At 63.5% G+C, this 20,105-nt stretch carries 24 protein-coding genes; 17 read left to right on the forward strand and 7 right to left on the reverse strand.

What is annotated here, in order from left to right:
- Window positions 1-1,032, reverse strand: a complete 1,032-nt coding sequence (locus VIL88_RS11165) for a branched-chain amino acid ABC transporter permease (RefSeq protein ID WP_331988783.1) — start codon at window positions 1,030-1,032, stop codon at window positions 1-3.
- 144 nt (window positions 1,033-1,176) lie between these two features.
- Window positions 1,177-2,535, reverse strand: a complete 1,359-nt coding sequence (locus VIL88_RS11170; RefSeq protein WP_331988785.1) for a substrate-binding protein — start codon at window positions 2,533-2,535, stop codon at window positions 1,177-1,179.
- 175 nt (window positions 2,536-2,710) lie between these two features.
- Here VIL88_RS11170 and VIL88_RS11175 point away from each other — a divergent pair, with 175 nt between their 5' ends.
- The 4 genes from VIL88_RS11175 (at window position 2,711) to VIL88_RS11190 (ending at window position 7,692) form a co-directional block, all read left to right on the forward strand.
- On the forward strand, window positions 2,711-4,312 hold the full coding sequence (locus VIL88_RS11175) for a helix-turn-helix domain-containing protein (protein ID WP_331988787.1): 1,602 nt from the start codon (window positions 2,711-2,713) through the stop codon (window positions 4,310-4,312).
- 74 nt (window positions 4,313-4,386) lie between these two features.
- The gene (locus VIL88_RS11180; protein ID WP_331988789.1) at window positions 4,387-4,761 is read left to right on the forward strand and encodes a response regulator transcription factor; all 375 of its coding nucleotides are present in this window, start codon (window positions 4,387-4,389) and stop codon (window positions 4,759-4,761) included.
- On the forward strand, window positions 4,754-4,987 hold the full coding sequence (locus VIL88_RS11185; protein ID WP_331988791.1) for a hypothetical protein: 234 nt from the start codon (window positions 4,754-4,756) through the stop codon (window positions 4,985-4,987). Before VIL88_RS11180 ends, VIL88_RS11185 begins: the two co-directional genes overlap by 8 nt.
- On the forward strand, window positions 4,987-7,692 hold the full coding sequence (locus VIL88_RS11190; RefSeq protein WP_331988793.1) for an ATP-binding protein: 2,706 nt from the start codon (window positions 4,987-4,989) through the stop codon (window positions 7,690-7,692). The genes VIL88_RS11185 and VIL88_RS11190 overlap by 1 nt, the downstream gene beginning before the upstream one ends.
- Here VIL88_RS11190 and VIL88_RS11195 read toward each other — a convergent pair.
- Window positions 7,686-8,498: an ion channel gene (locus VIL88_RS11195; protein ID WP_331988795.1), complete on the reverse strand. Its 813-nt coding sequence runs from the start codon at window positions 8,496-8,498 to the stop codon at window positions 7,686-7,688. The genes VIL88_RS11190 and VIL88_RS11195 overlap by 7 nt on opposite strands.
- Window positions 8,499-8,577: 79 nt before the next feature.
- On the opposite strand from VIL88_RS11195, the gene VIL88_RS11200 reads away from it, so the two are divergent.
- The 6 genes from VIL88_RS11200 (at window position 8,578) to VIL88_RS11225 (ending at window position 13,184) form a co-directional block, all read left to right on the forward strand.
- Window positions 8,578-9,078 carry a DUF1993 domain-containing protein gene (locus VIL88_RS11200; protein ID WP_331988797.1) on the forward strand — a complete coding sequence of 167 codons (501 nt, stop codon included), beginning with the start codon at window positions 8,578-8,580 and terminating at the stop codon, window positions 9,076-9,078.
- A 106-nt stretch (window positions 9,079-9,184) separates the two neighbouring features.
- Window positions 9,185-9,934: a glycosyltransferase family 2 protein gene (locus VIL88_RS11205; RefSeq protein WP_331988798.1), complete on the forward strand. Its 750-nt coding sequence runs from the start codon at window positions 9,185-9,187 to the stop codon at window positions 9,932-9,934.
- A 69-nt stretch (window positions 9,935-10,003) separates the two neighbouring features.
- Window positions 10,004-10,678, forward strand: a complete 675-nt coding sequence (locus tag VIL88_RS11210) for an exopolysaccharide biosynthesis protein (RefSeq protein WP_331988799.1) — start codon at window positions 10,004-10,006, stop codon at window positions 10,676-10,678.
- Between the two features lie 50 nt (window positions 10,679-10,728).
- The gene (locus tag VIL88_RS11215; protein ID WP_331988801.1) at window positions 10,729-12,255 is read left to right on the forward strand and encodes a flagellar hook-length control protein FliK; all 1,527 of its coding nucleotides are present in this window, start codon (window positions 10,729-10,731) and stop codon (window positions 12,253-12,255) included.
- The gene (locus VIL88_RS11220) at window positions 12,252-12,524 is read left to right on the forward strand and encodes an EscU/YscU/HrcU family type III secretion system export apparatus switch protein (protein ID WP_331988803.1); all 273 of its coding nucleotides are present in this window, start codon (window positions 12,252-12,254) and stop codon (window positions 12,522-12,524) included. Before VIL88_RS11215 ends, VIL88_RS11220 begins: the two co-directional genes overlap by 4 nt.
- A gap of 69 nt (window positions 12,525-12,593) precedes the next feature.
- A complete protein-coding gene (locus tag VIL88_RS11225; protein ID WP_331988805.1) occupies window positions 12,594-13,184 on the forward strand; it encodes a DUF2076 domain-containing protein in 591 nt (196 codons plus the stop codon).
- Between the two features lie 15 nt (window positions 13,185-13,199).
- On the opposite strand, the gene VIL88_RS11230 is transcribed toward VIL88_RS11225, so the two are convergent.
- Together VIL88_RS11230 and VIL88_RS11235 are read right to left on the reverse strand one after the other, a co-directional pair.
- Window positions 13,200-13,661, reverse strand: coding sequence for a cell wall hydrolase (locus VIL88_RS11230; RefSeq protein ID WP_414650132.1), 462 nt, complete (start codon window positions 13,659-13,661; stop codon window positions 13,200-13,202).
- Window positions 13,662-13,759: 98 nt separating this feature from the next.
- Window positions 13,760-14,092 (reverse strand): hypothetical protein, encoded by a 333-nt coding sequence (locus VIL88_RS11235; RefSeq protein WP_331988807.1) that lies wholly within the window; start codon window positions 14,090-14,092, stop codon window positions 13,760-13,762.
- A 127-nt stretch (window positions 14,093-14,219) separates the two neighbouring features.
- On the opposite strand from VIL88_RS11235, the gene VIL88_RS11240 reads away from it, so the two are divergent.
- Together VIL88_RS11240 and VIL88_RS11245 are read left to right on the forward strand one after the other, a co-directional pair.
- On the forward strand, window positions 14,220-14,612 hold the full coding sequence (locus VIL88_RS11240; RefSeq protein ID WP_331988809.1) for a hypothetical protein: 393 nt from the start codon (window positions 14,220-14,222) through the stop codon (window positions 14,610-14,612).
- A gap of 75 nt (window positions 14,613-14,687) precedes the next feature.
- Window positions 14,688-14,984, forward strand: a complete 297-nt coding sequence (locus VIL88_RS11245) for a hypothetical protein (RefSeq protein WP_331988811.1) — start codon at window positions 14,688-14,690, stop codon at window positions 14,982-14,984.
- Window positions 14,985-15,028: 44 nt separating this feature from the next.
- Here VIL88_RS11245 and VIL88_RS11250 read toward each other — a convergent pair whose 3' ends face one another.
- Complete coding sequence (locus VIL88_RS11250; RefSeq protein WP_331988813.1) at window positions 15,029-15,199, reverse strand: DUF2934 domain-containing protein; 171 nt, start codon at window positions 15,197-15,199, stop codon at window positions 15,029-15,031.
- Between the two features lie 170 nt (window positions 15,200-15,369).
- Here VIL88_RS11250 and VIL88_RS11255 point away from each other — a divergent pair, with 170 nt between their 5' ends.
- Window positions 15,370-16,719: an MFS transporter gene (locus VIL88_RS11255; RefSeq protein ID WP_331988815.1), complete on the forward strand. Its 1,350-nt coding sequence runs from the start codon at window positions 15,370-15,372 to the stop codon at window positions 16,717-16,719.
- Here the strand turns inward: VIL88_RS11255 and VIL88_RS11260 are convergent.
- Window positions 16,716-17,936 carry an MFS transporter gene (locus VIL88_RS11260; RefSeq protein ID WP_331988817.1) on the reverse strand — a complete coding sequence of 407 codons (1,221 nt, stop codon included), beginning with the start codon at window positions 17,934-17,936 and terminating at the stop codon, window positions 16,716-16,718. The two genes, VIL88_RS11255 and VIL88_RS11260, sit on opposite strands and share 4 nt — an antisense overlap.
- A 143-nt stretch (window positions 17,937-18,079) precedes the next feature.
- Between VIL88_RS11260 and VIL88_RS11265 the strand changes: the two genes are divergently transcribed.
- From VIL88_RS11265 to VIL88_RS11280, 4 genes are read left to right on the forward strand one after another with little or no spacing between them, the layout of a single operon-like run.
- Window positions 18,080-18,568, forward strand: coding sequence for a helix-turn-helix domain-containing protein (locus VIL88_RS11265; protein WP_331988819.1), 489 nt, complete (start codon window positions 18,080-18,082; stop codon window positions 18,566-18,568).
- Window positions 18,565-19,047 carry a transcription elongation factor GreA gene (greA, locus tag VIL88_RS11270; RefSeq protein WP_331988821.1) on the forward strand — a complete coding sequence of 161 codons (483 nt, stop codon included), beginning with the start codon at window positions 18,565-18,567 and terminating at the stop codon, window positions 19,045-19,047. The genes VIL88_RS11265 and greA overlap by 4 nt, the downstream gene beginning before the upstream one ends.
- Window positions 19,048-19,082: 35 nt before the next feature.
- The gene (locus VIL88_RS11275; RefSeq protein ID WP_331988823.1) at window positions 19,083-19,475 is read left to right on the forward strand and encodes a GFA family protein; all 393 of its coding nucleotides are present in this window, start codon (window positions 19,083-19,085) and stop codon (window positions 19,473-19,475) included.
- A gap of 40 nt (window positions 19,476-19,515) precedes the next feature.
- A complete protein-coding gene (locus VIL88_RS11280) occupies window positions 19,516-20,103 on the forward strand; it encodes an SOS response-associated peptidase (RefSeq protein ID WP_331988825.1) in 588 nt (195 codons plus the stop codon).
- Window positions 20,104-20,105 lie beyond the last annotated feature (2 nt).

The following is a 20,105-nucleotide window of genomic DNA, read 5'->3' on the forward strand; positions in this document are numbered from 1 at the left end:
CTAGGCCTCCATCACGCCACGCCGACCGAACAGGCCCCGCGGCAATACGAGCAGGATGATGACGGCGACCAGGTAGATGATGATCTGGTCAATGCCGGGGATCAGCGCCTTGACCTGCGTCATCGAGGCAAAGGACTGGAGGATGCCGAGGAGGAAGCCCGCGGCAACGGCGCCGGGCAGGGAGCCCATGCCGCCCACCACCACGACGACGAAGCTCAGGACCAGGAAATCCATACCCAGGTGGTAATTGGGGGGCAGGAGGGGCGTGTACATGACGCCCGCAACGCCGGCCACGACTGCGGCAAGGCCGAACATGATGGTGAAGCGGCGATCGATGTTGATGCCGAGGAGGCCCACCGTCTCGCGGTCGGCCATGCCGGCGCGCACCACCATGCCGAAGGTGGTGAACTGCAGGAAGGCGAAGACGCCGCCGATGATCAGCGCGGCGAACAGGAAATAGATCAGCCGCCACATCGGGTAGGTGATCACGTTGGCTTGCATGCCAAAGAAGGCGCCGATGTCGGCCGCGCCACGCAGGTCGGTGGGCATGGGCTGGGGAATGGGGTTGGGCCCGAAGAAGGACTTGATGAGTTCCTGCGCGACGATGGCAAGGCCGAAGGTGACCAGGATCTGCTCGGCATGGGGGCGCTTGTAGAAGTGCTTGATGATGCCGCGCTCCAGCGCGATGCCCACCACCAGCATGACGGGAATGGTGGCAATAATGGCAAAGGGTACGGAGTAGTTGACCAGAACGGCGCCAAAGTCGCCGAACCAGGCCTGGACCAGCGGCTCGCGCACTTCGAGCGGCGTGCCCCAGGGAGAGAGTTTCTCCGGATCGACGGTGACGGTTTCCAGCGTCAGCAGCTGCCGGAACAGCACGGCACAAAAGGCCCCCAGCATGAAGAGGGCACCATGGGCGAAGTTGACGACGCCCAGCGTGCCAAACACCAGGGTCAGCCCCAGCGCGATCAGCGCGTAGGCAGCGCCCTTGTCGAGGCCGTTGAGGAACTGGAGAAGAATAACTTCAAACATCGGAAGTGCTCCTGGCGCCCGATCGAGCGGTCGCCGGATGGGAAGCCTGCCGGGCTGCGAGGCGCTGCCAGTCGCAACCTTGACCAGCTCGCAGTTGACCTAGTCAGTGAGAGCCTGCCCTGATGACCAGGGCAGGCGAGGGTTTCAGGCGCACATCGGGACGGGCTCGGCAGGGCCGAGGTCGCCGCCGAACATGGCAGGATCGTAGGCCACGTCCTCGCGCGGGATTTCCTTGACGATGTTGAGCACGTCGTACTCGCTGGTCGGGCTCTCATTGCCCTGCACGACCAGCACGTTCTTGATGCACTGGTGATCCTCGGCCCGGTAGATGGTCGGGCCGTTGCCCATGCCGTCGAATTCGTGGCCCTCCAGCGCCTTGATGACTTCGGGCGGGTAGAAGGTGCCGGCGCGCTCCACGGCATCGGCATAGAGCAGGGCCTGCACATAGGCCGTATGGGCAGCCTGAGACGGCGGAGAGCCATAGGCGGCGCCAAAGGACTTGGTGAAGGCCACGGTGCCTGGATCCTGCAGGTTCCAGTGCCAATTGGAGGTGCCGTAGACGCCCTTGACGTTTTCGCCGGCGCCCTTGGCCATCAGCTCGGAGATGAGCGGCGTAACGATCTGGAAATCCTTGCCATTGACCTGCCGGTCGCGCATGCCGAACTGGACGGCCTGGGTCAGGGAATTGACCATGTCGGTGCCGTAGTGGTTGAGGATCAGGACGTCGGCGCCCGAATTGAGGATCGGCGTCAGATACTGGGAAAAGTCGGCTGCCCCGAGCGGAGTACGCACCGCTTCCACGGTCTGCCAGCCGAGGGCCTCGGTGGCGTTCTTGATCGATTCTTCCTGCGTCCAGCCCCAGGTATAGTCGGCCGTCAGGTGGTAAGCGCGCCGGTCGGCGCCGTAGGCTTCGGCCAGCACCGGGGCCAGGCCCACGCCGGATTGATAGGCATTAAAGAAGTGGCGGAAGCCGTAGCGGCGCTTGTCCTTGCCGGTCGTGTCGTTGGAATGGGTCAGGCCGGCCATGAAGATCACGCCCAGTTCCTGGCAGAGGCCCTGGACCGCGATGGCTTCGCCCGACGACGAGCCGCCGGTGATCATGATGGCGCCGTCGCGCTCGATCATGCGGGTGGCGCCGGCGCGTGCCACGTCCGACTTGGTCTGGGAATCCGAGGTCACATAGGCGACCTTCTTGCCCAGGATGCCATTGCCCTTGAGCGAGGTCGGGTTGAGGACCGCGATCAGCCCGCCATCGCCTTCGCCGTTGAGGTGCTGGATGGCCAGTTCATAGGCCTTCTGCTCGTCGGCGCCTTCCTCCGCATAGGCGCCGGTCAGCGGCAGGTTGAGCCCGAAGGTGACGGTGTCGCCGGTTGGGTTATTGCAGAATTCCTGTGCCCAGGCGCCGCGGGTGAACATCATTGGCGCCAGACCCGTGCCGATGATGCCGGCCATGCCGGTCTGCAGCACCCGGCGGCGGGAAAGACCTCGCTTAGTGAATGTCATTGGTTCCTCCTTGATGCGGGGCATCTGGTACATGGCCAGTCGCTCGCCGCGGCCGATTATGACCATCCGGAGAAAAGGCCCGCAACAAGGCTTTGTTGTTGCAGCGATATCTTGTAAATTGTTGCTCTGATCTACTGCAGACGCTGTCAATTCGTTGACACGGAGAGGGTGAGACATGCGCGCGCCCATCGGTTTTCGCATCAGCAACCGGCGCAAGAGCCTCAAGATTTCGCAGGCGACGCTGGCTCGGCGCGTCGGCATTTCGCCCAGCTACCTGAACCTCATCGAGAACAACAAGCGCGACATCGGCGGCGCCCTGCTCAACCGTGTCGCCGCCCAGCTGGACATTCCGGTGGACGAACTCGCCGGCCGGACCGAGCAGAAACTCCTCCAGGACCTGGAAGAAGCTTTCGCTGAACCGCTGCTCGAATCGCTGCCTTTCCGTCCGGACGAGCGGCGAGAGCTGGTGGCGCAGTATCCAGCCAGCGCCGCAGCCCTATCGCGGCTCCATCGCGCCTATTCATCGGCGGTTGGCAATGCCGACGCCTATGCGGACCGCCTTCGCTCGGACCCGCTGCTCAGCCAGTTGCTGCACCAGATCCTCTCGGGCATCACGGCGATCCGGTCGAGTGCGGAAATCCTTGAGGAGGTCACGGACCTCGACGCCGCCGAGAGGCAGCAGTTTCTCGCCGCGATCGGGCGTGACAGCCGCACGCTGGCAGAGGTGGCGCGCAATCTCATTGGCCAGTTCGACCGCTCCAGCCAGATCAGCCGCAGCATCTCGCCGGCACGAGAGATCGACGATCTGCTGATCGAGCGGCAGAACCATTTTCCGGTGCTGGAGGAGGTTGCGGAGCAGTTGCGGCGCGAGATCGAAGTGCAAGGTGCCTTCGGAGGAGCAACACTCGCGAAGCTTCTGGCGGAGCGCTTTGCCGTCACCGTTCGCATCGGCGGCCCGCCACCGGAGCCGGATTATCCCGGGCAATACCGTTTCGACCCCGACCTGCGGCAGCTCTGGTTCCACGGGGCGACGACGCTGGCCACCCGGCAGTTCCAGCTGGCGCGTCTTTATGGCGAGCTGGCAGCGCCGGATGCGATCAAGGCGGTGCTTGCGACGGCAACCCTGTCGACCCAGACGGCGCGTCGGCTTGCCTCGCGGGCGATGGGTTCATACCTGGCGGGGGCCATGGTGTTTCCCTATTGGCAGTTTCTCCAGGATGCCGAAGACGCTGGTTATGACATTGACCACTTGCGCCAGCTCTACCATGCGAGCTTCGAGCAGGTGGCGCACCGGCTGGTGACGCTGCGCCGTCCCGGCGAGGAGGGCGTGGCCTTTGGATTCCTGCGGTCCGATCCAGCCGGCCGGCTCACCAAGCATTTTCCGCTGCCGGGTTTGCTGCTGCCCAATAGCGGGCATGCCTGTCCCCTCTGGGCGATCTATGCGGCGTTTCGCACGCCGGAGGAGCCGGTGCGGCAGCTGGTGCAGTTCACCGACGGATCGCGCTACCTGTTCCTGGCCCGCACGGTGCGGCGGCGTACCGGTGCGTTTCGCGATCGCGTGGTGGCTTCATCGGTGATGCTGGCCTGCGACGCCCTGCATGCGGACCGGACGGTCTATGGCGCGGGGATGGACCTTGCTGATTCCGAAGCCGATATCCCGGTGGGGCCAAGCTGTCGCCTCTGCACGCGGCGCGATTGCCCCAGCCGGCAGGAAGAGCCGCTCTCGCCGGAAGAGGGCCATTCGCGCACCCGGGGTCCGCTCCTGCCCATGCTTTAAGGCTTGGCGCAGCGCTGCGATTGCGCTTTAGTTGCCAGCCTGCGGAGGGGAGACCGCAGAGACATGGGGGGATCTTGGCAATCGATATTCTCATTGCCGAGGATGAGCCGAGCATCATGGAATCGCTCGAGTTCATCCTGAGGCGCGCCGGCTGGAGCATTAGCTCCGTGGTCGACGGCGAGGCGGCGCTGGACGCCGTGCGACGGCTCCAGCCGCGCATCGTGGTTCTGGATGTCATGCTGCCCAAGCGCAGCGGCTTCGACGTGCTCAAGCAGATCAGGGCAAATGCCGAGACCAGCGGCCTTCCGGTGCTGATCCTGACGGCCAAGGGGCAGCAGCAGGACCGACGCATAGCCGAGGAACTGGGTGCGGACGGGTTCGTGACCAAGCCCTATGCCAATGCCGAAGTGGTCGAGGCCGTGCGCAGCATCCTGGGCGAAGATGCCTAGCGGCAGCAAGCTGCGCGGCGGAATGCTGCTGCTGACGGTTCTGGGTGCGCTGCTGATGATGCCGCCCCTTGCCTATGTGTTCGATCAGGACCTGGTGCATTTCGGTGTTCCGCAGGTGGTCTTCTACCTCTTCGCGCTGTGGCTGGTGCTGATCGTGGGAACAGCCGTGCTGGCGCACAAGGCGGGTCCGGACGACATCGCGGCTTCGGGCGAAGCGGACCGCTGATGCTGTCGGCCGATTTCGTCATCGCCACGGCCGTTGGATATGTCGGCCTGCTGTTTGTGCTGGCCTATTTCGGAGATCGGCAGGCCCGGCGCAACAAGCGCTCGTTCCTCCATTCGCCGGCCGTCTATACGCTGTCGATATCGGTCTATTGCACCAGCTGGACCTTTTACGGCGCCGTCGGCAATGCGGCCCGCAGCGGGCTTGAATTCCTCACCATCTATCTGGGGCCGACCCTGGTGTTTGTCGGCTGGTGGTTCCTCCTCAGGCGCCTGGTGCGCATCAGCCACATGCAGCGGATCACTTCAGTGGCGGACCTCCTGTCGTCGCGCTTTGGAAAATCCAACCGCCTGGCGGTTCTGGTCACCTGCATCGCCGTAGTGGGGATCGCGCCTTACATTGCCCTCCAGCTCAAGGCGGTGACGTCCTCGATCCAGGCGGTGGCAGGGTCGTCAGAGTTCGGGCAGGGCGCCTTGCGCGGCATCGACGATGTTGGCCTGGCCTTCGGCGTGGCCGCGGGGATGGCGCTGTTCACGATTCTCTTCGGCACGCGCCATGTGGATGCCAAGGAGCAGCATCACGGCGTCGTCGCCGCCATCGCCTTCGAAGCCGTAGTGAAACTGACCGCGCTCGTTGCTGTCGGTGTCTTCGTGGTGTTCGTAGGGGGCGGTCTCGAGGCCATCTTTGTCGAGGCAGCCGCCAAGGGCGTGGCGATCGACGCGCATGATACCTTTGATGCCCGGTGGATGACGACGCTCGCGCTGTCGGTGGCAGCCATCGTCTGCCTGCCGCGCCAGTTTCAGGTAACAGTGGTCGAAAATTCCGACGAGAACCACCTGCGCGTCGCCAGCTGGGCTTTTCCGGCCTATATGCTGGCGATGAGCCTCTTCATCCTGCCGATTGCCGTCTTCGGCTTGAGCCGGATGCCAGCTGGGTCCAACCCCGACATGTTCGCGCTGACAGTGCCGCTGGCCTTCAACCAGAATGGCCTGGCGCTGCTTGCCTTTATCGGCGGGTTTTCGTCCGCCACGTCCATGATCATCCTTGAGTCCATCGCCCTGTCGATCATGGTTTCCAATCACATCGTGATGCCGCTGGTGCTTCGTTTTGGTGCGGACAGAACTGACCGGAAAGAAGGCGTAACCCGGCTGTTACTGATGGCGCGGCGATTCTCCATCCTGCTGATACTAACCTTGGGTTTCTTCTACTTCTTTTTCACCCGGGATTCCGATGCGCTGGCGCCAATCGGCCTTATCTCCTTCACGGCCATTGCCCAGTTCTTTCCCGCTGTGATCGCGGCCTTGTTCTGGCGCGATGCCTCGCGCAAGGCGGCAACCGCTGCCATCGCCATAGGCTTTGTGTTCTGGGTCTGGTGCAGCTTCTTGCCCAGCTTCACGTCGGTGTCGCTCGACATAGCCTGGTTGCTTCTCCATGGCCCCTTCGGCGTTCCCTGGCTGCGACCGGAGGCAATGTTCGGGCTCGAGGGCTTCGATCCGTTGACGCATGCGGTCTTCTGGAGTCTATCGAGCAACATACTGGTTCTGGTGCTGGGATCACTGCTGACAACACAATCGGCTCTGGAGCGTCTGCAGGCCAATGTCTTTCTGGACGTATTCCGCCGCGGTTCGACGCGAGTAGAAAGCATCGCGTTGGGATCGGCGACGGCGAACGACCTGTTCTTTGTGGCAGAGCGCGTCCTGGGCCAACAGCGGGCGGCAGCTCTGTTTGAAGCCGAAGAGCTCGACATTGGAAGGGGAGAGGGTGCGCAGGAGCCGACCTCCGCCTTTATTGGCCGCCTCGAGCGCGAGCTGGCCGGCTCCATCGGCGCTGCGTCAGCGCATGTCATGCTTTCCAAGGTGGTTTCCGGCAGCGAGGTCTCGCTGGAGGAGGTGATGCAGATGGCCGGCGAAACCCGGCAGGTCATCGAGTATTCCCAAGAACTGGAGCGCACTTCGACAGAGCTCAGGTCGACGGCGCGGCAACTGGAAGCGGCCAATGCGCAATTGCGCGAACTCGACAGCCAGAAGGACGAGTTTCTGAGCCAGGTCAGCCACGAAGTGCGCACGCCGATGACCTCGATCCGTTCATTCTCGGAAATCCTCCTCGATGACCAGGAGCTGGAAGCCAACAAGCGGCAGCGTTTCGTTGCGACCATTCATCAGGAAAGCCTGAGGTTGACACGGCTGCTCGACGAGATCCTTGATCTCTCCGCGCTTGAAAGGGGGGAGCGCAACTGGGAGGACGGCATCGTCGATCCGGACGCTGCGCTGCAACGGGCGATCACGGTCTCCGAAGCGTTGCTGCGCCAGAGGAAGGTGGCGGTGCAGTGGGGCCCTCGGGCCACGTCCGCTGCTGTTCTGGGCGACGAGGATCGGTTGTGCCAAGTGTTCATCAACCTCATCGTAAACGCGGTGAAATACAATACCGCCAGCGTGCCCGTCCTGCTGGTCTCGTCGTTGAGCGGCGGCGGGCGCTTTCGCATCGACATCGCGGACAACGGTCCGGGCATTGCCCTGGAAGATCGGGCCATTATTTTCGAGAAGTTCGCCCGCGGCCGGCGCGGCGGAGCCGATCAGACCGGAGCCGGGCTTGGTCTGGCTATTTCACGTCAGATCGTTGCGCGTATGGGCGGTACGTTGGAACTCGTGCCCGGGCCGCTTTCGGGTGCTTGCTTTAGGGTGACATTGCCGCTGAACGCGGTTCAGTGATTGCCGCTGTCGGGAATGTTGAGCACATGGCCGCAGGCCTTGCAGTGGACGGCATCGGGCTCGTGCTTTTGCAGCCCGCACTGGGGACAGGGGAATTGCACCTTGGCGGGGCGGAAGATGGACTGCGCCAGCCGCACGAACAGGGAAATGCCGATGATCATGATGACAATCGAGGTGAGCTTTCCCCAAGTACCCGGAAGCACGATGTCGCCATAGCCCGTGGTGGTCACTGTGGTGACGGTGAAATACAGCGCCTCGACATAGGTGGTGATCTTGGCGTCCTCGCCGCGGTTGACGAAGGCGGTGTAGACAAAGCCGGTGACGACAAACAGGAAGACCAGCAGGTTGATCACTGCCTGCACCGGTTCCTGGTAAAGCCCCAGCCCGCGCTTCCCGAGCGGTCGCCAGAAGCTGGGTGAGCGGGTGAGGGTCCATAGCCGCAGGATGCGCAGGAAGCCCAGATTGATCAGCCACGTTGGAGCAAGCAGCGTTGCCAGGATGAAGATGTCGACGATCACCGGCATCTGCCTCAGCCAGCGCAGCACATCTGAGGAGGCGAGAGCTCGGGCTATGAGATCAAGCCCGAGCAAGGCGGCAATCGAGTAGTCGATCCAGAGAAAGGCATCGTTTTCCCGCAACAGGGGCGTCGCGACGAAGAAGACGATGATTGCGAGGTCGACGATCAGGACAGCGAACTGGAAGCGCTGCGGCCCGGGGGCCGAACTGTGGTAGAGCAGGCGCAACCTGCGCCGCAGGCGGGAAAAGCCGCTGCGTGGCTCGGCTTCCATCTGTTTGTTCACGCTCATCACCAACTGTCTTGCCAGCCTCAAACTGCGAGCGCAAGAAGACGTTCCCCGCAAGCGCCAGTCAATCCAAGGCCAACCGATGAGCATCTCCATCTACGACGTGACCGTTCCCGTCTTCACCCGCATGCTGAACAACCTGCTTGCCATCATGGACAAGGCAGAGGCCAGTGCTGCCGAACGCAAGTTCGACGCCGTTGTGCTCGCCGACATGCGGCTGGCGCCGGACATGATTCCCTTTCGCGGGCAGGTGATGATCGCCACCGACCACGTCAAAGGCTGCGTTTCGCGCCTTGCCGGACGGGAGGTACCATCCTGGCCCGACACCGAAACAACCTTCCCAGAATTGCGCGCCCGGATTCAGAGGGCACTCGATCTCCTGGCAGCCATTGATCCGGCTGACCTTGACGGAGGCGAAGCAAGGCAAGTGGTGCTGAAGCTGGGCGGCAAGGACGTGGAGATGAACGGCCTTGCCTATGTCACTGAACGGGCTCTGCCCAACTTCTACTTTCACGTGATCACCGCCTACGCGATCCTCCGCCATGCAGGCGTTGCCATCGGCAAGCGGGATTACCTGGGCTGAAGAGCGCGCGGCCACCGCAAAAAGCGCCACGGCTTGTTGCCGTGGCGCCGCTCAACGGCTATTCGGGGCGGACGGGTAGATCGTCCCGGCCCAGCAAGAGGCGTCGATGAAACTGGCATTCGTGATACCGGCCTATAACGAAGAGGCCCTGATCGGCAAATGCCTCGTATCCGTCGTGCAGGAGATCAAGCGCTGCGGCGTCGATGCGGGCGTTATTGTCGTCAACAACGCGTCGACAGATCGTACCGGCGAGATCGCCCGCAGCTTTCCCGGCGTGACCGTGGTGGACGAGCCCAAGAAGGGTCTGGTCAATGCCCGTGACGCAGGCTTTGCTGCCAGCGAAGGCTATGACCTGATCGCCAATATCGACAGCGACACCATGGTGCCGCCCGGCTGGCTGACCACTGTCTTCGACGAGTTCAACCGGGATCCCAAGCTCGTCTGCCTCAGCGGCCCCTATATCTATTACGACATGAGCCCCTGGAGCCGGTTCCTCGTTGGCATGTTCTATGGCCTGACCTGGCTGATCTACGTCATCAACCGCTTTGTGTTGCGTGTGGGGTCGGTAGTGCAGGGCGGCAATTTCGTGTTCAAGCGCGCCGCCTGGCAGCAGGTCGGCGGTTATGACCGCAGCATCGACTTTTTCGGTGAGGACACCGACGTGGCGGTGCGCCTCTCCAAGGTCGGCGGCGTCAAATGGACGTTTGCGCTCAAGATGAAGACGTCCGGCCGCCGCCTGGAAAAAGAGGGCGTGTTCCGCACCGCCGGCACCTATACGCTCAATTTCTTCTGGGTAACCTTCCGCGGAAAGCCGGCAACCAAGAGCTATACCGACATCCGCCCCGACAAGCCATGAAGGTGTCATGATGGTTTTGGTAACCATGCCGGGGCTAGCCTGCCTAGCGTGGCCCATCCGGGAAGAGACATGACTCAAGAGCAGATCAATCCCAGCCTCGGCGCGGCGCAGGATTCCCCCGAGCGTCTGTCGGGCATATTGCAGGCCATGGCCAAGGATCAGGCCGTGGACCGGATTTCGGTGGGTTATCTGCTGCAGGCGCTGGAGCATCGCGCCATCGGCGCACTGATGTTCATCTTCGCCGTTCCCAATGCCATTCCTGTGCCGCCAGGCGTATCGGCGGTGCTGGGGGCTCCGCTCATCTTCCTGTCCTTTCAGCTGATGCTCGGGCAGCGGCCATGGCTGCCGCGGCTGATCGCGGATCGCTCCCTATCCCGTACCGAATTCGAGAAGGTTGTGGACCTCACCGCGCCCTGGCTTGCCAAGGCCGAGCGGCTGATGCGGCCGCGCCTGAGCTTGCTGGCGAAGGCGCCAGCCGAATATGTCGTCGGCGCCCTTTGCCTGATCCTTTCGATCATCCTGTTCCTGCCCATCCCCCTCGGCAACATGCTGCCGGCCTTCACCATCTGCGTCCTGGCGTTGGGCGTTCTGGAACGGGATGGACTTTGGGTCGCCGTCGGCGCCATTCTTTCCGTCGTCGCCGTGGTGATTGTCTGGGGCGTGTTGATCGCGCTGCTCTGGGCAGCCTTGTTCGTGCTCAGCAATGTCTTCGGCTTCAGCTTGCCGTTCGGCTGGAACGGTTGAGATTGCCGGCGGCGTGATGCTGTCGTGAGTGCTTGGCCGGAGGAGCGGTAGTGACGACGATTGTGCCGCAACGTCCGCCTCTTGCCGCTTTGGTTCGTCCGAGCCTGCTGCAGTCGCTGGCACTGCAGTTGGGGCAGGTGCTGGAAGCAACGGTGATCGGCACAGTGGGCGCTGGCGCCACAAAGGTCGATATTGGCGGGCATGTGCTCAGCCTTGCCCTGCCGCAGCCAGCTCCCGCGGGGGAAAAGATCCAATTGCAGGTGCAGTCGACGGGACCGCAGATCAAGCTGGTGCTGCAGCAGCCCGAGACGAAGATCCAGGGCGGGAACGGCTCGGTGGTCTCTGCGGGCTCTCCGCCCTTGGAGGGTCAGACGGCAGGGACGGTGCCGAATGGTGGCGGAGTCAGTGGTGTCACGCCGCGCGCGCCTGTACCCGTAGCGGGCAATTCCTCTGGGCAGGTGGCAGTCCCGAACCAGACGCCTCTCCCATCCACAGCCGTGCCTTCTGCGCCCCGTGGAGGTCCTGCAGCGCTGCCGAATGAGGGCGCAACTAGGCCGAGTGCTGGTGCGGTAAATCCGACGAAAATCGTTACGCAGACCCCTGCAGCGAGTTCGACACCGTCGGCCATATCCGCCGCCGACGCGGGAAATCCCGAACCTCTGCAACCGACAACCCCCGCAGCCCTGAAGGCGGCCGTGTCGCAGATGGTGCATGCTGCAGTGCCAAGGCAGGTGCCGGTGGTTGCGCTGACCGCTGCTTTGACGGCTGTGCTCGGCAAGGTGGCGCTGCCGGAGCCAGTGGTGCGCGCGGCCCAGCAGGTGCTCGGCGGGCAGGTCGCCCTGGACAGCCAGGACTTCGACGGTGCCGCGCTGCAGGCTGCTGTCCGTGGCTCCGGGCTGTTCCTGGAGGCGGGGTTGGCGCGCGGGCAAACGCCATCCCCGCAAACCGATATGAAGCTTGCCCTCCTGGCCCTGCAGCAGGCGCTCACCAAGTGGCTGGGGCCGCAGGCTCCGATGCCGGCGGCGGGACAGGCGCCGCCCCCGGTCAAGGGAGTGCCGCCGCGGATGCGCGATCCAAGCGTGCCGCCGCTCGACCTCGATGCTCCGGCGCCGGAAGTGGGCAAGCAGCTGCTGGAGCGCACGGAAGCGGCGCTGGCCCGGACGCGCCTGCACCAGAGCGCGTCCCTGCCTGAACCAGCGGTCAAGGCAGCGGACTGGAGCCTGGACTTGCCGGTGCTGATAGGCCAGCACCAGACGATGCTGCAGTTCCAGATCCATGCCGATGAACAGGGGCAGGGTAGCACGCCGGCTGAGCGCGGCTGGCAGATGCGCTTTGCGCTCAACCTCCCGGCCTTGGGAGAGGTGGGGGCTCAGGTCTCCTTCCGATCTGGATCAACAGGCGTGATGCTGTGGGCCAGCGACCCTGCGGCGGCGAGGGCCCTGGAGGAGCATGCGGACACGCTCCGTGAAGCGATGGCGGCTGCGGGTCTGCGTCTGGGGGCTTTGGTGGTGCGCGCCGGTGCGCCGGTGACCGCGGCGCCTCAGACCAGGGGGCAGCTGGTGGATTCGCGATCATGAGCGACGAAGCCAAGTCCCGTGCGCTGGCGATCGCGCTGCAATACGAGAAGGGCAGCCGTGAAGCGCCCAAAATGGTGGCCAAGGGCAGGGGCCTGCTGGCCGAGCGCATCGTCAGCCTGGCAGAAGAGAGTGGGGTGGTCATCGAGGCCAATCCGGTGCTGGCTGAGGCGCTGGCAGGCGTGGAGCTGGACGACACGATCCCGCTCGAACTCTATGAGGCGGTCGCCGTGGTCATCGGCTACGTGCTGCGTGTGGCGGCGGAGCGATAGGCCCGCCCATTGCAACGAATGGCAAGGCTGCCCACTTGTAAGCCAGAGGATGCCAAGGGAGCGACGCCAATGCCCAATCAGGACGATCAACGGGCCATCGATGGTCTTTTCGACCGGATCGAGGATGTTGCGCGCAACAGCGCGCCGCGCGATCGGGATGCCGAACAGCTGATCCAGCAGCGGCTCCGCGATTATCCACCCGCGCCCTACTACATGGCGCAAACGATCCTGATTCAGGAACAGGCGCTGCGCCAGGCCCAGCAGCGCATCGAGCAGCTGGAAGCGAGCCAGCGCCCGGCCGGAGGCTTTCTGGGTGGGCTGTTCGGGGGCGATGAGCCTGCCCCGGCGCGCCCGCAAAGGCGCGGCCCGTGGGACCGGCAGCCCGAGCAGGACTACGACTACCGGCGGCGGCAGTTTGGCGGAGGCGGCGGTTTCCTTGCAGGGGCGGCGCAGACAGCGATGGGCGTGGCCGGTGGCGTGCTGCTGGGCAGCGCCATAGCGGGGATGCTGACCGGTGGCGCCGAAGCGGCCGAAGGCGCCTTCGATCAGGGTGGCGAGGCGACTGGTGATCAGCAGGATTTCGATGCCGGTGGCGAGGACTTCGGCGGCGGTGACATGGGGGATATGGGCGGCGACTTCGACTTCGGCGGCGACTTCTAGGTTGCCGCTGGCCGGTCAGTACTTCTCGTAGAACTCGTTGCCGCCGGCCTCGAGCACGTAGTGCATGTTGTTGTAGGGGAAGCGCAAGCCAGCCGTGTGGAAGTGCTGCGCGTTGCGCACGCCCGGATGGCGGGCGCCGGCGAGCACCTGGTCGGCCATCTGCGCGGCCAGTATCGCGCCGCTATCGGTCATCTTGCGCGTCAGCACGCCCTGGGCGAACTGGTTTTTCTGCCCGACGACGCCGCAGACCGACTTGGGGTAGCGCGCGTCATAGACGCGGTTCATCACCACGGTGCCGACGGCAAGCATGCCTTCCGAGCTCGAGCGGTTGGATTCGAAATACATCGCGCGCATCAGGCACTCTTTTTCGCTGAGTTGCGCCATGCCGAAGTTCAGGCCGAGGAAGCTGCAGCCGCACAGGCTGGTGGCGACGACCGCCAGTGCCGCGGCGCGGGTGATGACTTTGGAAAGCAGCATGGGGCAAGTCCGGTGTGTTGCAATTGTGCAAGTTTGACCGAAATTGCCCCAATAGGCTTAAGACAGGCTTCACCCAGAAGGTTAGCGAGAGTTTAACGTCAATCGCGTGCGAGCAGCAGCGCGGAGAGCAGGGCAATGCCGCCTAGGATGGCGATGACCGGCACCGGATTCTCCTGAATGGCCTTGCCGGCGAGATGCGCCTGACGGTTTGCCTGGCGGAGGGCAACTGCGCCTTGCTGGCGCACTTCTTTGGCCAGGGCGCGGGCGGTGTGCTGCACATCGCCAAGAGTATGGCCGCTATAGTCGTTCACGGCCTCGCTGATCTCGGCAATCTCCTTGCGCAGCGCTGCCAGCTGATCCATCAGCGCATCGACAGCATCCTCGCTGTCCCTGCGCGCAGCTTTAAGGGTTCGTGTTCCGATCGCGGCCATGTTGACGCTCCATGTTGGTCGAGTACTCGCTCAACTCAAGGTAAGGACGGAAGTTCCGAGTGGCGACAGCAGGTCACGGAGCGGCGAAGTAGCGGCAATTGTGCTCTCTGCCCTTGGATAGACGCCTTTGCATGACCAGATGTCGTTGAGGGCAATGTTTGCCCTGGAGGACTTAACCTTGGCATCCAAAAGCCGCGCCCGTCTCAACCGGCAGTTCGAGCGCCTGCAGCGGCGCATTCCCCGCTTTGCCGCGCGCTGGCTTGAACGGCTGCGTCAGCCCAGAGCCCGGTGGGTGCGCATACCGCTCGGCATTCTGCTGATCCTTGGAGGCGTTTTCAGCTTCCTGCCGGTGCTCGGAATCTGGATGTTGCCGCTCGGACTCTTGCTGCTGGCGGTCGACCTCGCTTTCCTGCAAGGGCCGGTCAACATGAGCATCGTCCGTGGCAGCCGAAAATACTCCACCTGGAGTCGGGGCCGGCGGGACAAGAAGCTAGCCGGAGAGCAGATAAAGAAGCGCTAGCGCAACGGCCTCGTTACCGGTTCGGTAAGAAGCATGTGACAAATTGATGACTGTCAGTAGCTTCAGGGGAACCAAGTGCGTTTCGCGGTCATCGAGGGTGGCAGAAACTCGTCCGAGCAGATCTGGCGCGGCACTCCGGCGCGCAATCAGATCACGGTTGAAGATGTGGAGGCCGAAGGGCGGCGGCGGCTGCGATCCTGCAAACTCAACGAGTGGCGCACGCGTGAATTTTTGACGGGGATGCCGATGCCCGACGATGTCCGGCACTTTGCCCTGCAGGTGGAATATGCGGCCGCGGCAATCTCGCGCCTGTCTCCCATTCCTGAAGACTTCGACAGCGACGTCTATTGGCCGCGCTTGCTTGGCCCCTGACGAGGGGGCCTTATCCCTGCTTCTGAAGGGATAAGGCGTTCGCTTCAGGCAGCCTTCCTGGTGCGGGAGGCGCGCTTGCGCGCCGGCTTGATGGTCGATGCTGCGGATGCAGCAAGTTCGGCAACGGCCTTGAACCAGTATTGCTGGTCCTGCCCTGCGGGTTTTCCGTCCGCTTCCCAGAGATCATAGGCGCGGCGCTTGATCTGGTCTTCCATTGGTAACCTCATGCTGACTGATGCAGGCAGCCTGAAGCAACATGGTTTCTAGAGTATGAACGTCCTGCGCCCGGGCCTTCTACTGACATGACCTGTCATCGACATTTGGCTGCTTTGGCAAGGCAGCACATCCGGCTATAGTGCTGCCGGAACGAACGGCAGGCAGTATCATGACGCCCTTTCACCAAGTTCTTGCCAATACCCTGGTCGCCAACGTCACCAACTTCACTGTCTGGTTTGCGCTGACCTTCTGGATTTTCATCGAGACGCAGTCGGTGTTTGCCACCGGCATGGTGGCTGGCATCTACCTGATCTTCACGGCTGCCTTCGGCATCTGGTTCGGCAGCCTCGTGGACCACAACAGCAAGAAGCTGGCGATGATGGGGTCGAGCCTCGTGTCGGCGGTGTTTTATGTGGCCTCGCTCGCCATGGTGCTCCTGGAGCCGGGGGAGGCCTTTGCCGACCCCTATGGTTGGTACCTCTGGACCTTCGTACTGCTGATCATGCTCGGCGTTATTGCCGGCAATATCCGCTCCATCGCCCTGCCAACCCTGGTCACCATCCTCATCCCCGAGGACAGGCGAGACAAGGCCAACGGCCTCGTCGGCATGGTGAGTGGCATCGGATTTCTGACCACGTCGGTCATCAGTGGCTTCCTCGTCGCCTGGGGCGGCATGCTGGCAACCCTGGTTCTGGCGCTGGTCGCCACCTTTGTCGTTTTGGTCCATCTCCACTTCCTGCACCTCGACGAAGGACGGGTGGAGCCAGTGGAGGGGGAGCCGGTGGAGCCCAAGCGGGTCGACATCAAGGGGACCATCGCTGTGATCGCGGCGGTGCCGGGCCTGTTCGCGCTGATCTTCTTCGCAACCTTCAACAATTTCCTCGGTGGCATCTTCATGGCGCTGCTCGACGCCTACGGCCTGTCTCTGGTCTCCGTGCAGGTCTGGGGCCTGATGTTCGGGGCACTATCGTGCGCGTTTATCGTCAGCGGCATCCTGATTAGCCGCGTTGGCCTTGGAACGAACCCGCTGCGGACACTGCTGCTGGTCAATCTCATCACCTGGACCGCCTGCTGCTTCTTCACCATCCAGCCTTCCATCTGGCTCCTGGCCGGTGGCTGCCTGGTCTGGATGTTCCTGGGGCCCTTTGCCGAGGCGGCCGAGCACACGACCTTGCAGAAGGTTGTGCCGCTCGAGCGCCAGGGTCGCGTCTTCGGCTTTGCCCAATCCATAGAGCAGGCGGCCTCGCCGCTGACAGCCTTCCTGATCGGACCCCTGACGCAGTTCGTGGTGATCCCGTTCATGACCGATGGGGCCGGGGCGGGCGCGATTGGCAGCTGGTTCGGCACGGGAGCGGACCGGGGCATCGCCCTGGTCTTCACCGTTGCAGGCGTCGTAGGCGTGCTGGTGACGATCGTCGCGATGAATTCACCGCAGTATCGTCAGCTCTCGCGCGCCTATGCTAGTTCGCCTGGGGACGACGACGCCGATGGCGGCGGCGCCGTGCCCAACCCGGTCTAGGCCGGCTGCAGTGTCCCGTTCAGCTCCTGCGGCGCCGAAGGCCGCGGGAAGGTGAGGGCAACGAGAGCCGCGGCAAGGCCGATGGCGGCCGAACTGACATAGAGCCAGTGGTAGTCGCCGAAGGTGTCGAACAGCCAGCCGCCGCCGACCGGCCCGAAAGCCATGCCGATGCTTGACGTCATGGTGATCCCTCCCAGCACGGTGCCCATGACGCGCGGGCTGAAATAGTCGCGCGCCAGCACCGAGTAGAGCGGCATCACGCCGCCATAGGCGAGGCCCAGCACGACTGCGAGCATGTAGAACTGCGTGAGCTCGCCGACATAGATGTAGGTGTAGATGCCCACCGCCTGGAGGACGAGGCCACCGATGATGACGCGCTTCACCCCCACGCGATCGGCCAGGAGACCGAAGATCAGGCGGCCGAAGAGGCCGGCGACGCCTTCAACGCTGTAGATGCTGGCGGCGGCAATCGCCGAGGCGCCGCACAGCATAGCATAGCTCACCGTGTGGAAAATCGGGCCGGAATGGGCGGCGCAGCAGAGGAAGAACACTGAAGCGAGGACGATGAACTGCGGGCGGCGCATGATCGCCAGGAGGGAGGTACTATGCTCGGCTCCGGCCGCAGTGCCGGCCTGGGACTGAGGTTCGGTCACAGCGGGCGGACGGCGGATCAGGAATGCCGCGGGGACGATGATCGCAGTGGCGACAAGGGCGGTCATCATCATGGCGTCGCGCCAGCCGAATTGCTCGATCAGCACGGTGGCCAGAGGTGTCATCACCATGGGCGCCACACCGCCGCCCAGGGACACCAGCGACACGGCAAGGCTCCTATGCTTGTCGAACCAGCCAAGCACCGTCGCCATCAAGGGCGCAAAGAACGCGCCGCCTGACGCTCCGACCAGGCCGCCATAGGCGATCTGGAACATCAGGATGTCATTGGCGCGGCTGGCGATGAACAGCCCGAGGCCAAGGGTGAATGCGGCGATCAACACCACGGGCTTGGCGCCGATCCGATCGGTTAGCGTGCCCCACAGAAAGCCGGCAACGCCCATGACGATGAAGCCGATGGTCATGGCCCCCGAGATGCCGGCGCGAGTCCAGCCCGTCTGGTCTGCAACCGGTTGCAGATAGACGGGCAGGGCGAACATCGAACCCATTGCGACACAGGTAATCAGCGCGCCCGCCGCCACGATCACCCAACCGTAATTCCGTTCCATTGCAGCTGCCTCCCACTTTACTGCTCGATCGACGTATCAGCGCGGGCGATTTCGACACGCCCGGACAAAATAAACCGCTTGTGATATGCAATCGGTTTACCCGTCATGGCGTGGCTTGTAAAGGAGAGGAAAAGGAGTGTCTTGTGGAACTGCGGTCTGGCTGCCCAATCAACCTGTCGGTGGAAGTTCTGGGCGACAAGTGGAGCCTGGTGGTGCTGCGCGACATCATGTTTGGCAATCACCGCTCCTATGGCGAACTGCTGGGCAAATCCCTCGAGGGCATCGCCACCAATATCCTCGCCAGCCGGCTCAAGCGCCTTGTGGCAGAAGGATTGCTAACGGCGGCCGCTGATCCGGCACACAAGCAGCGCACCAATTACAGTCTCACCGAGAAGGCCATTCAGCTGGTGCCAGTCATGGCTGCCCTGAGTGCCTGGGGCACCCGGTTCCTGCCCGTCAGCCCCGATCTGGCTGCGCGTGCCAGGGTGATGGAAGAAGGTGGCCCGGCTCTGTTGACGGATTTCATGGAAGAGCTGCGTCACCTGCATCTGGGGGCGCCGCCGCCGGAACGTTCAGCACTGGCGCAGATGGATGCGGCCTACCGGGCTGCAGCGAAGGGTGCCCGGAAGTGAGCGTCGCCTTCACCAAGGAAGACAGTGCCGAAACGGCCGCCGAGACCATGCTGCCCGATCGGCCCATTCCTGATGGGCCGAATCTGGTGACAGAGCCAGGGCTCCGCGCGCTGGAACGGCATCTGTCCGCGGCGCGCGCGGCCTACGATGCCGCCATGACCATCGAGGACGTCAACGAGCGGCGGCGGCAGGCGGCGAACCCGTTTCGGGATCTCCGCTATTTCACCGAGCGCCTGCGCACGGCGCAAGTGGTGCCGGCTCCTGCTTCCGCTGAAAGGGTGTCATTCGGCTGCACGGTCAGGTTCGAGCGCCAGGACGGGCGGGTCCAGACCTATCGCATTGTGGGTGAGGACGAGGCAGATCCCGCGTCAGGGTCGATCTCCTTTGCGTCACCAATTGCACGGGTACTCCTGGGGCGCGAAGTGGGCGATGTCGTCAGCCTGGGGGAGGCGGAGCTAGAGGTCATCGCCATTTCCTGATGTGATCGCTCAACGACCACAAGAGGAGGAAAGCGATGGAAATGGTGTCAGGAGGCTGTCTCTGCGGCAAGGTGAGGATCGAAGTTCAGGGGCAGCCCTATCGGGTGGGGATCTGCCACTGCCTTGACTGCCGCAAGCACCACGGCGCGGTGTTCTATGCGGCGGCGATCTTTCCACAAGAGGCCGTGACCGTCACCGGAGCGACCAACCACTACAAGCACCGCCATTTCTGCCCAAGATGCGGCTCCTCCGTCTTTGCCCGATGGGAGGACGAGGTGGAAGTGCATCTTGGCACGTTCGACGAGCCCAGCCAGTTCGTTCCCAGCTATGAAGGTTGGGTGGTGCGGCGTGAAAGGTGGTTGCCGGAATTCTCCGGCATGACCCGCTTCGAGCATGGTCGCACGGGTAAGGGCAGGGCACAGGACTAGCCCTGAGTGAACCGCCCGTCGCCGGGGGCGTTAGCGCTGCATGTGCAATGACTACGAACAGGTTGTGAGCTACGCCGAATACATGCGGGCCATCGCTGCGCTCGAGCTCAATGGCAGCGAAGGAGACGAGGCGGCACTGCGGCAGGCGCAGGACATTCGCATCGGCGACACCGGGCCGGTTCTGCGCGCCGTGGGGAATGGGGTGGCGCTGTCGCCGATGCGCTTCGGCTTCCCGCCTCCCAGAGCCAAGGCGGGACCCGTGTTCAACATGCGATCGGACGGTCGGCACTATGCGGAGTCCCGCCGCTGCGTCGTGGTGCTTTCAGCCTTCTTCGAGTTCACCGGGAGCAAATATCCCAAAACGAAGCATCGTTTCGCGCTCAAAGGCTCACCCATAATGGGTATTGCAGCGCTCTGGAGCGAGGAACAGAACAAGGTACTGAGCTTTGCCATGCTCACCACGGCACCGGGCCCGGACGTTGCTCCCATCCATGACCGCCAGGTCTGCGTGCTGGAACCGGCTGCCTGGGCAGATTGGCTGTTCTTGAACCGGCCTGAAGAGGACCTGCTTCGTCCGCTGCCGGGCGGTACTCTCGATGTCGAGGTGGTGCGCGAGGGCGCAGTCTAATT

This window comes from Devosia sp. (assembly GCF_036563435.1).
GTDB lineage: Bacteria > Pseudomonadota > Alphaproteobacteria > Rhizobiales > Devosiaceae > Devosia.

Coding starts and splice junctions, on each gene's coding strand:
- VIL88_RS11165 (WP_331988783.1), bottom strand. CDS start 1,032: ATGTTTGAAGTTATTCTTCTCCAGTTCCTCAACGGCCTCGACAAGGGC.
- VIL88_RS11170 (WP_331988785.1), bottom strand. CDS start 2,535: ATGACATTCACTAAGCGAGGTCTTTCCCGCCGCCGGGTGCTGCAGACC.
- VIL88_RS11175 (WP_331988787.1), top strand. CDS start 2,711: ATGCGCGCGCCCATCGGTTTTCGCATCAGCAACCGGCGCAAGAGCCTC.
- VIL88_RS11185 (WP_331988791.1), top strand. CDS start 4,754: ATGCCTAGCGGCAGCAAGCTGCGCGGCGGAATGCTGCTGCTGACGGTT.
- VIL88_RS11190 (WP_331988793.1), top strand. CDS start 4,987: ATGCTGTCGGCCGATTTCGTCATCGCCACGGCCGTTGGATATGTCGGC.
- VIL88_RS11195 (WP_331988795.1), bottom strand. CDS start 8,498: ATGAGCGTGAACAAACAGATGGAAGCCGAGCCACGCAGCGGCTTTTCC.
- VIL88_RS11200 (WP_331988797.1), top strand. CDS start 8,578: ATGAGCATCTCCATCTACGACGTGACCGTTCCCGTCTTCACCCGCATG.
- VIL88_RS11205 (WP_331988798.1), top strand. CDS start 9,185: ATGAAACTGGCATTCGTGATACCGGCCTATAACGAAGAGGCCCTGATC.
- VIL88_RS11210 (WP_331988799.1), top strand. CDS start 10,004: ATGACTCAAGAGCAGATCAATCCCAGCCTCGGCGCGGCGCAGGATTCC.
- VIL88_RS11220 (WP_331988803.1), top strand. CDS start 12,252: ATGAGCGACGAAGCCAAGTCCCGTGCGCTGGCGATCGCGCTGCAATAC.
- VIL88_RS11225 (WP_331988805.1), top strand. CDS start 12,594: ATGCCCAATCAGGACGATCAACGGGCCATCGATGGTCTTTTCGACCGG.
- VIL88_RS11230 (WP_414650132.1), bottom strand. CDS start 13,661: ATGCTGCTTTCCAAAGTCATCACCCGCGCCGCGGCACTGGCGGTCGTC.
- VIL88_RS11235 (WP_331988807.1), bottom strand. CDS start 14,092: ATGGCCGCGATCGGAACACGAACCCTTAAAGCTGCGCGCAGGGACAGC.
- VIL88_RS11250 (WP_331988813.1), bottom strand. CDS start 15,199: ATGGAAGACCAGATCAAGCGCCGCGCCTATGATCTCTGGGAAGCGGAC.
- VIL88_RS11255 (WP_331988815.1), top strand. CDS start 15,370: ATGACGCCCTTTCACCAAGTTCTTGCCAATACCCTGGTCGCCAACGTC.
- VIL88_RS11260 (WP_331988817.1), bottom strand. CDS start 17,936: ATGGAACGGAATTACGGTTGGGTGATCGTGGCGGCGGGCGCGCTGATT.
- VIL88_RS11275 (WP_331988823.1), top strand. CDS start 19,083: ATGGAAATGGTGTCAGGAGGCTGTCTCTGCGGCAAGGTGAGGATCGAA.
- VIL88_RS11280 (WP_331988825.1), top strand. CDS start 19,516: ATGTGCAATGACTACGAACAGGTTGTGAGCTACGCCGAATACATGCGG.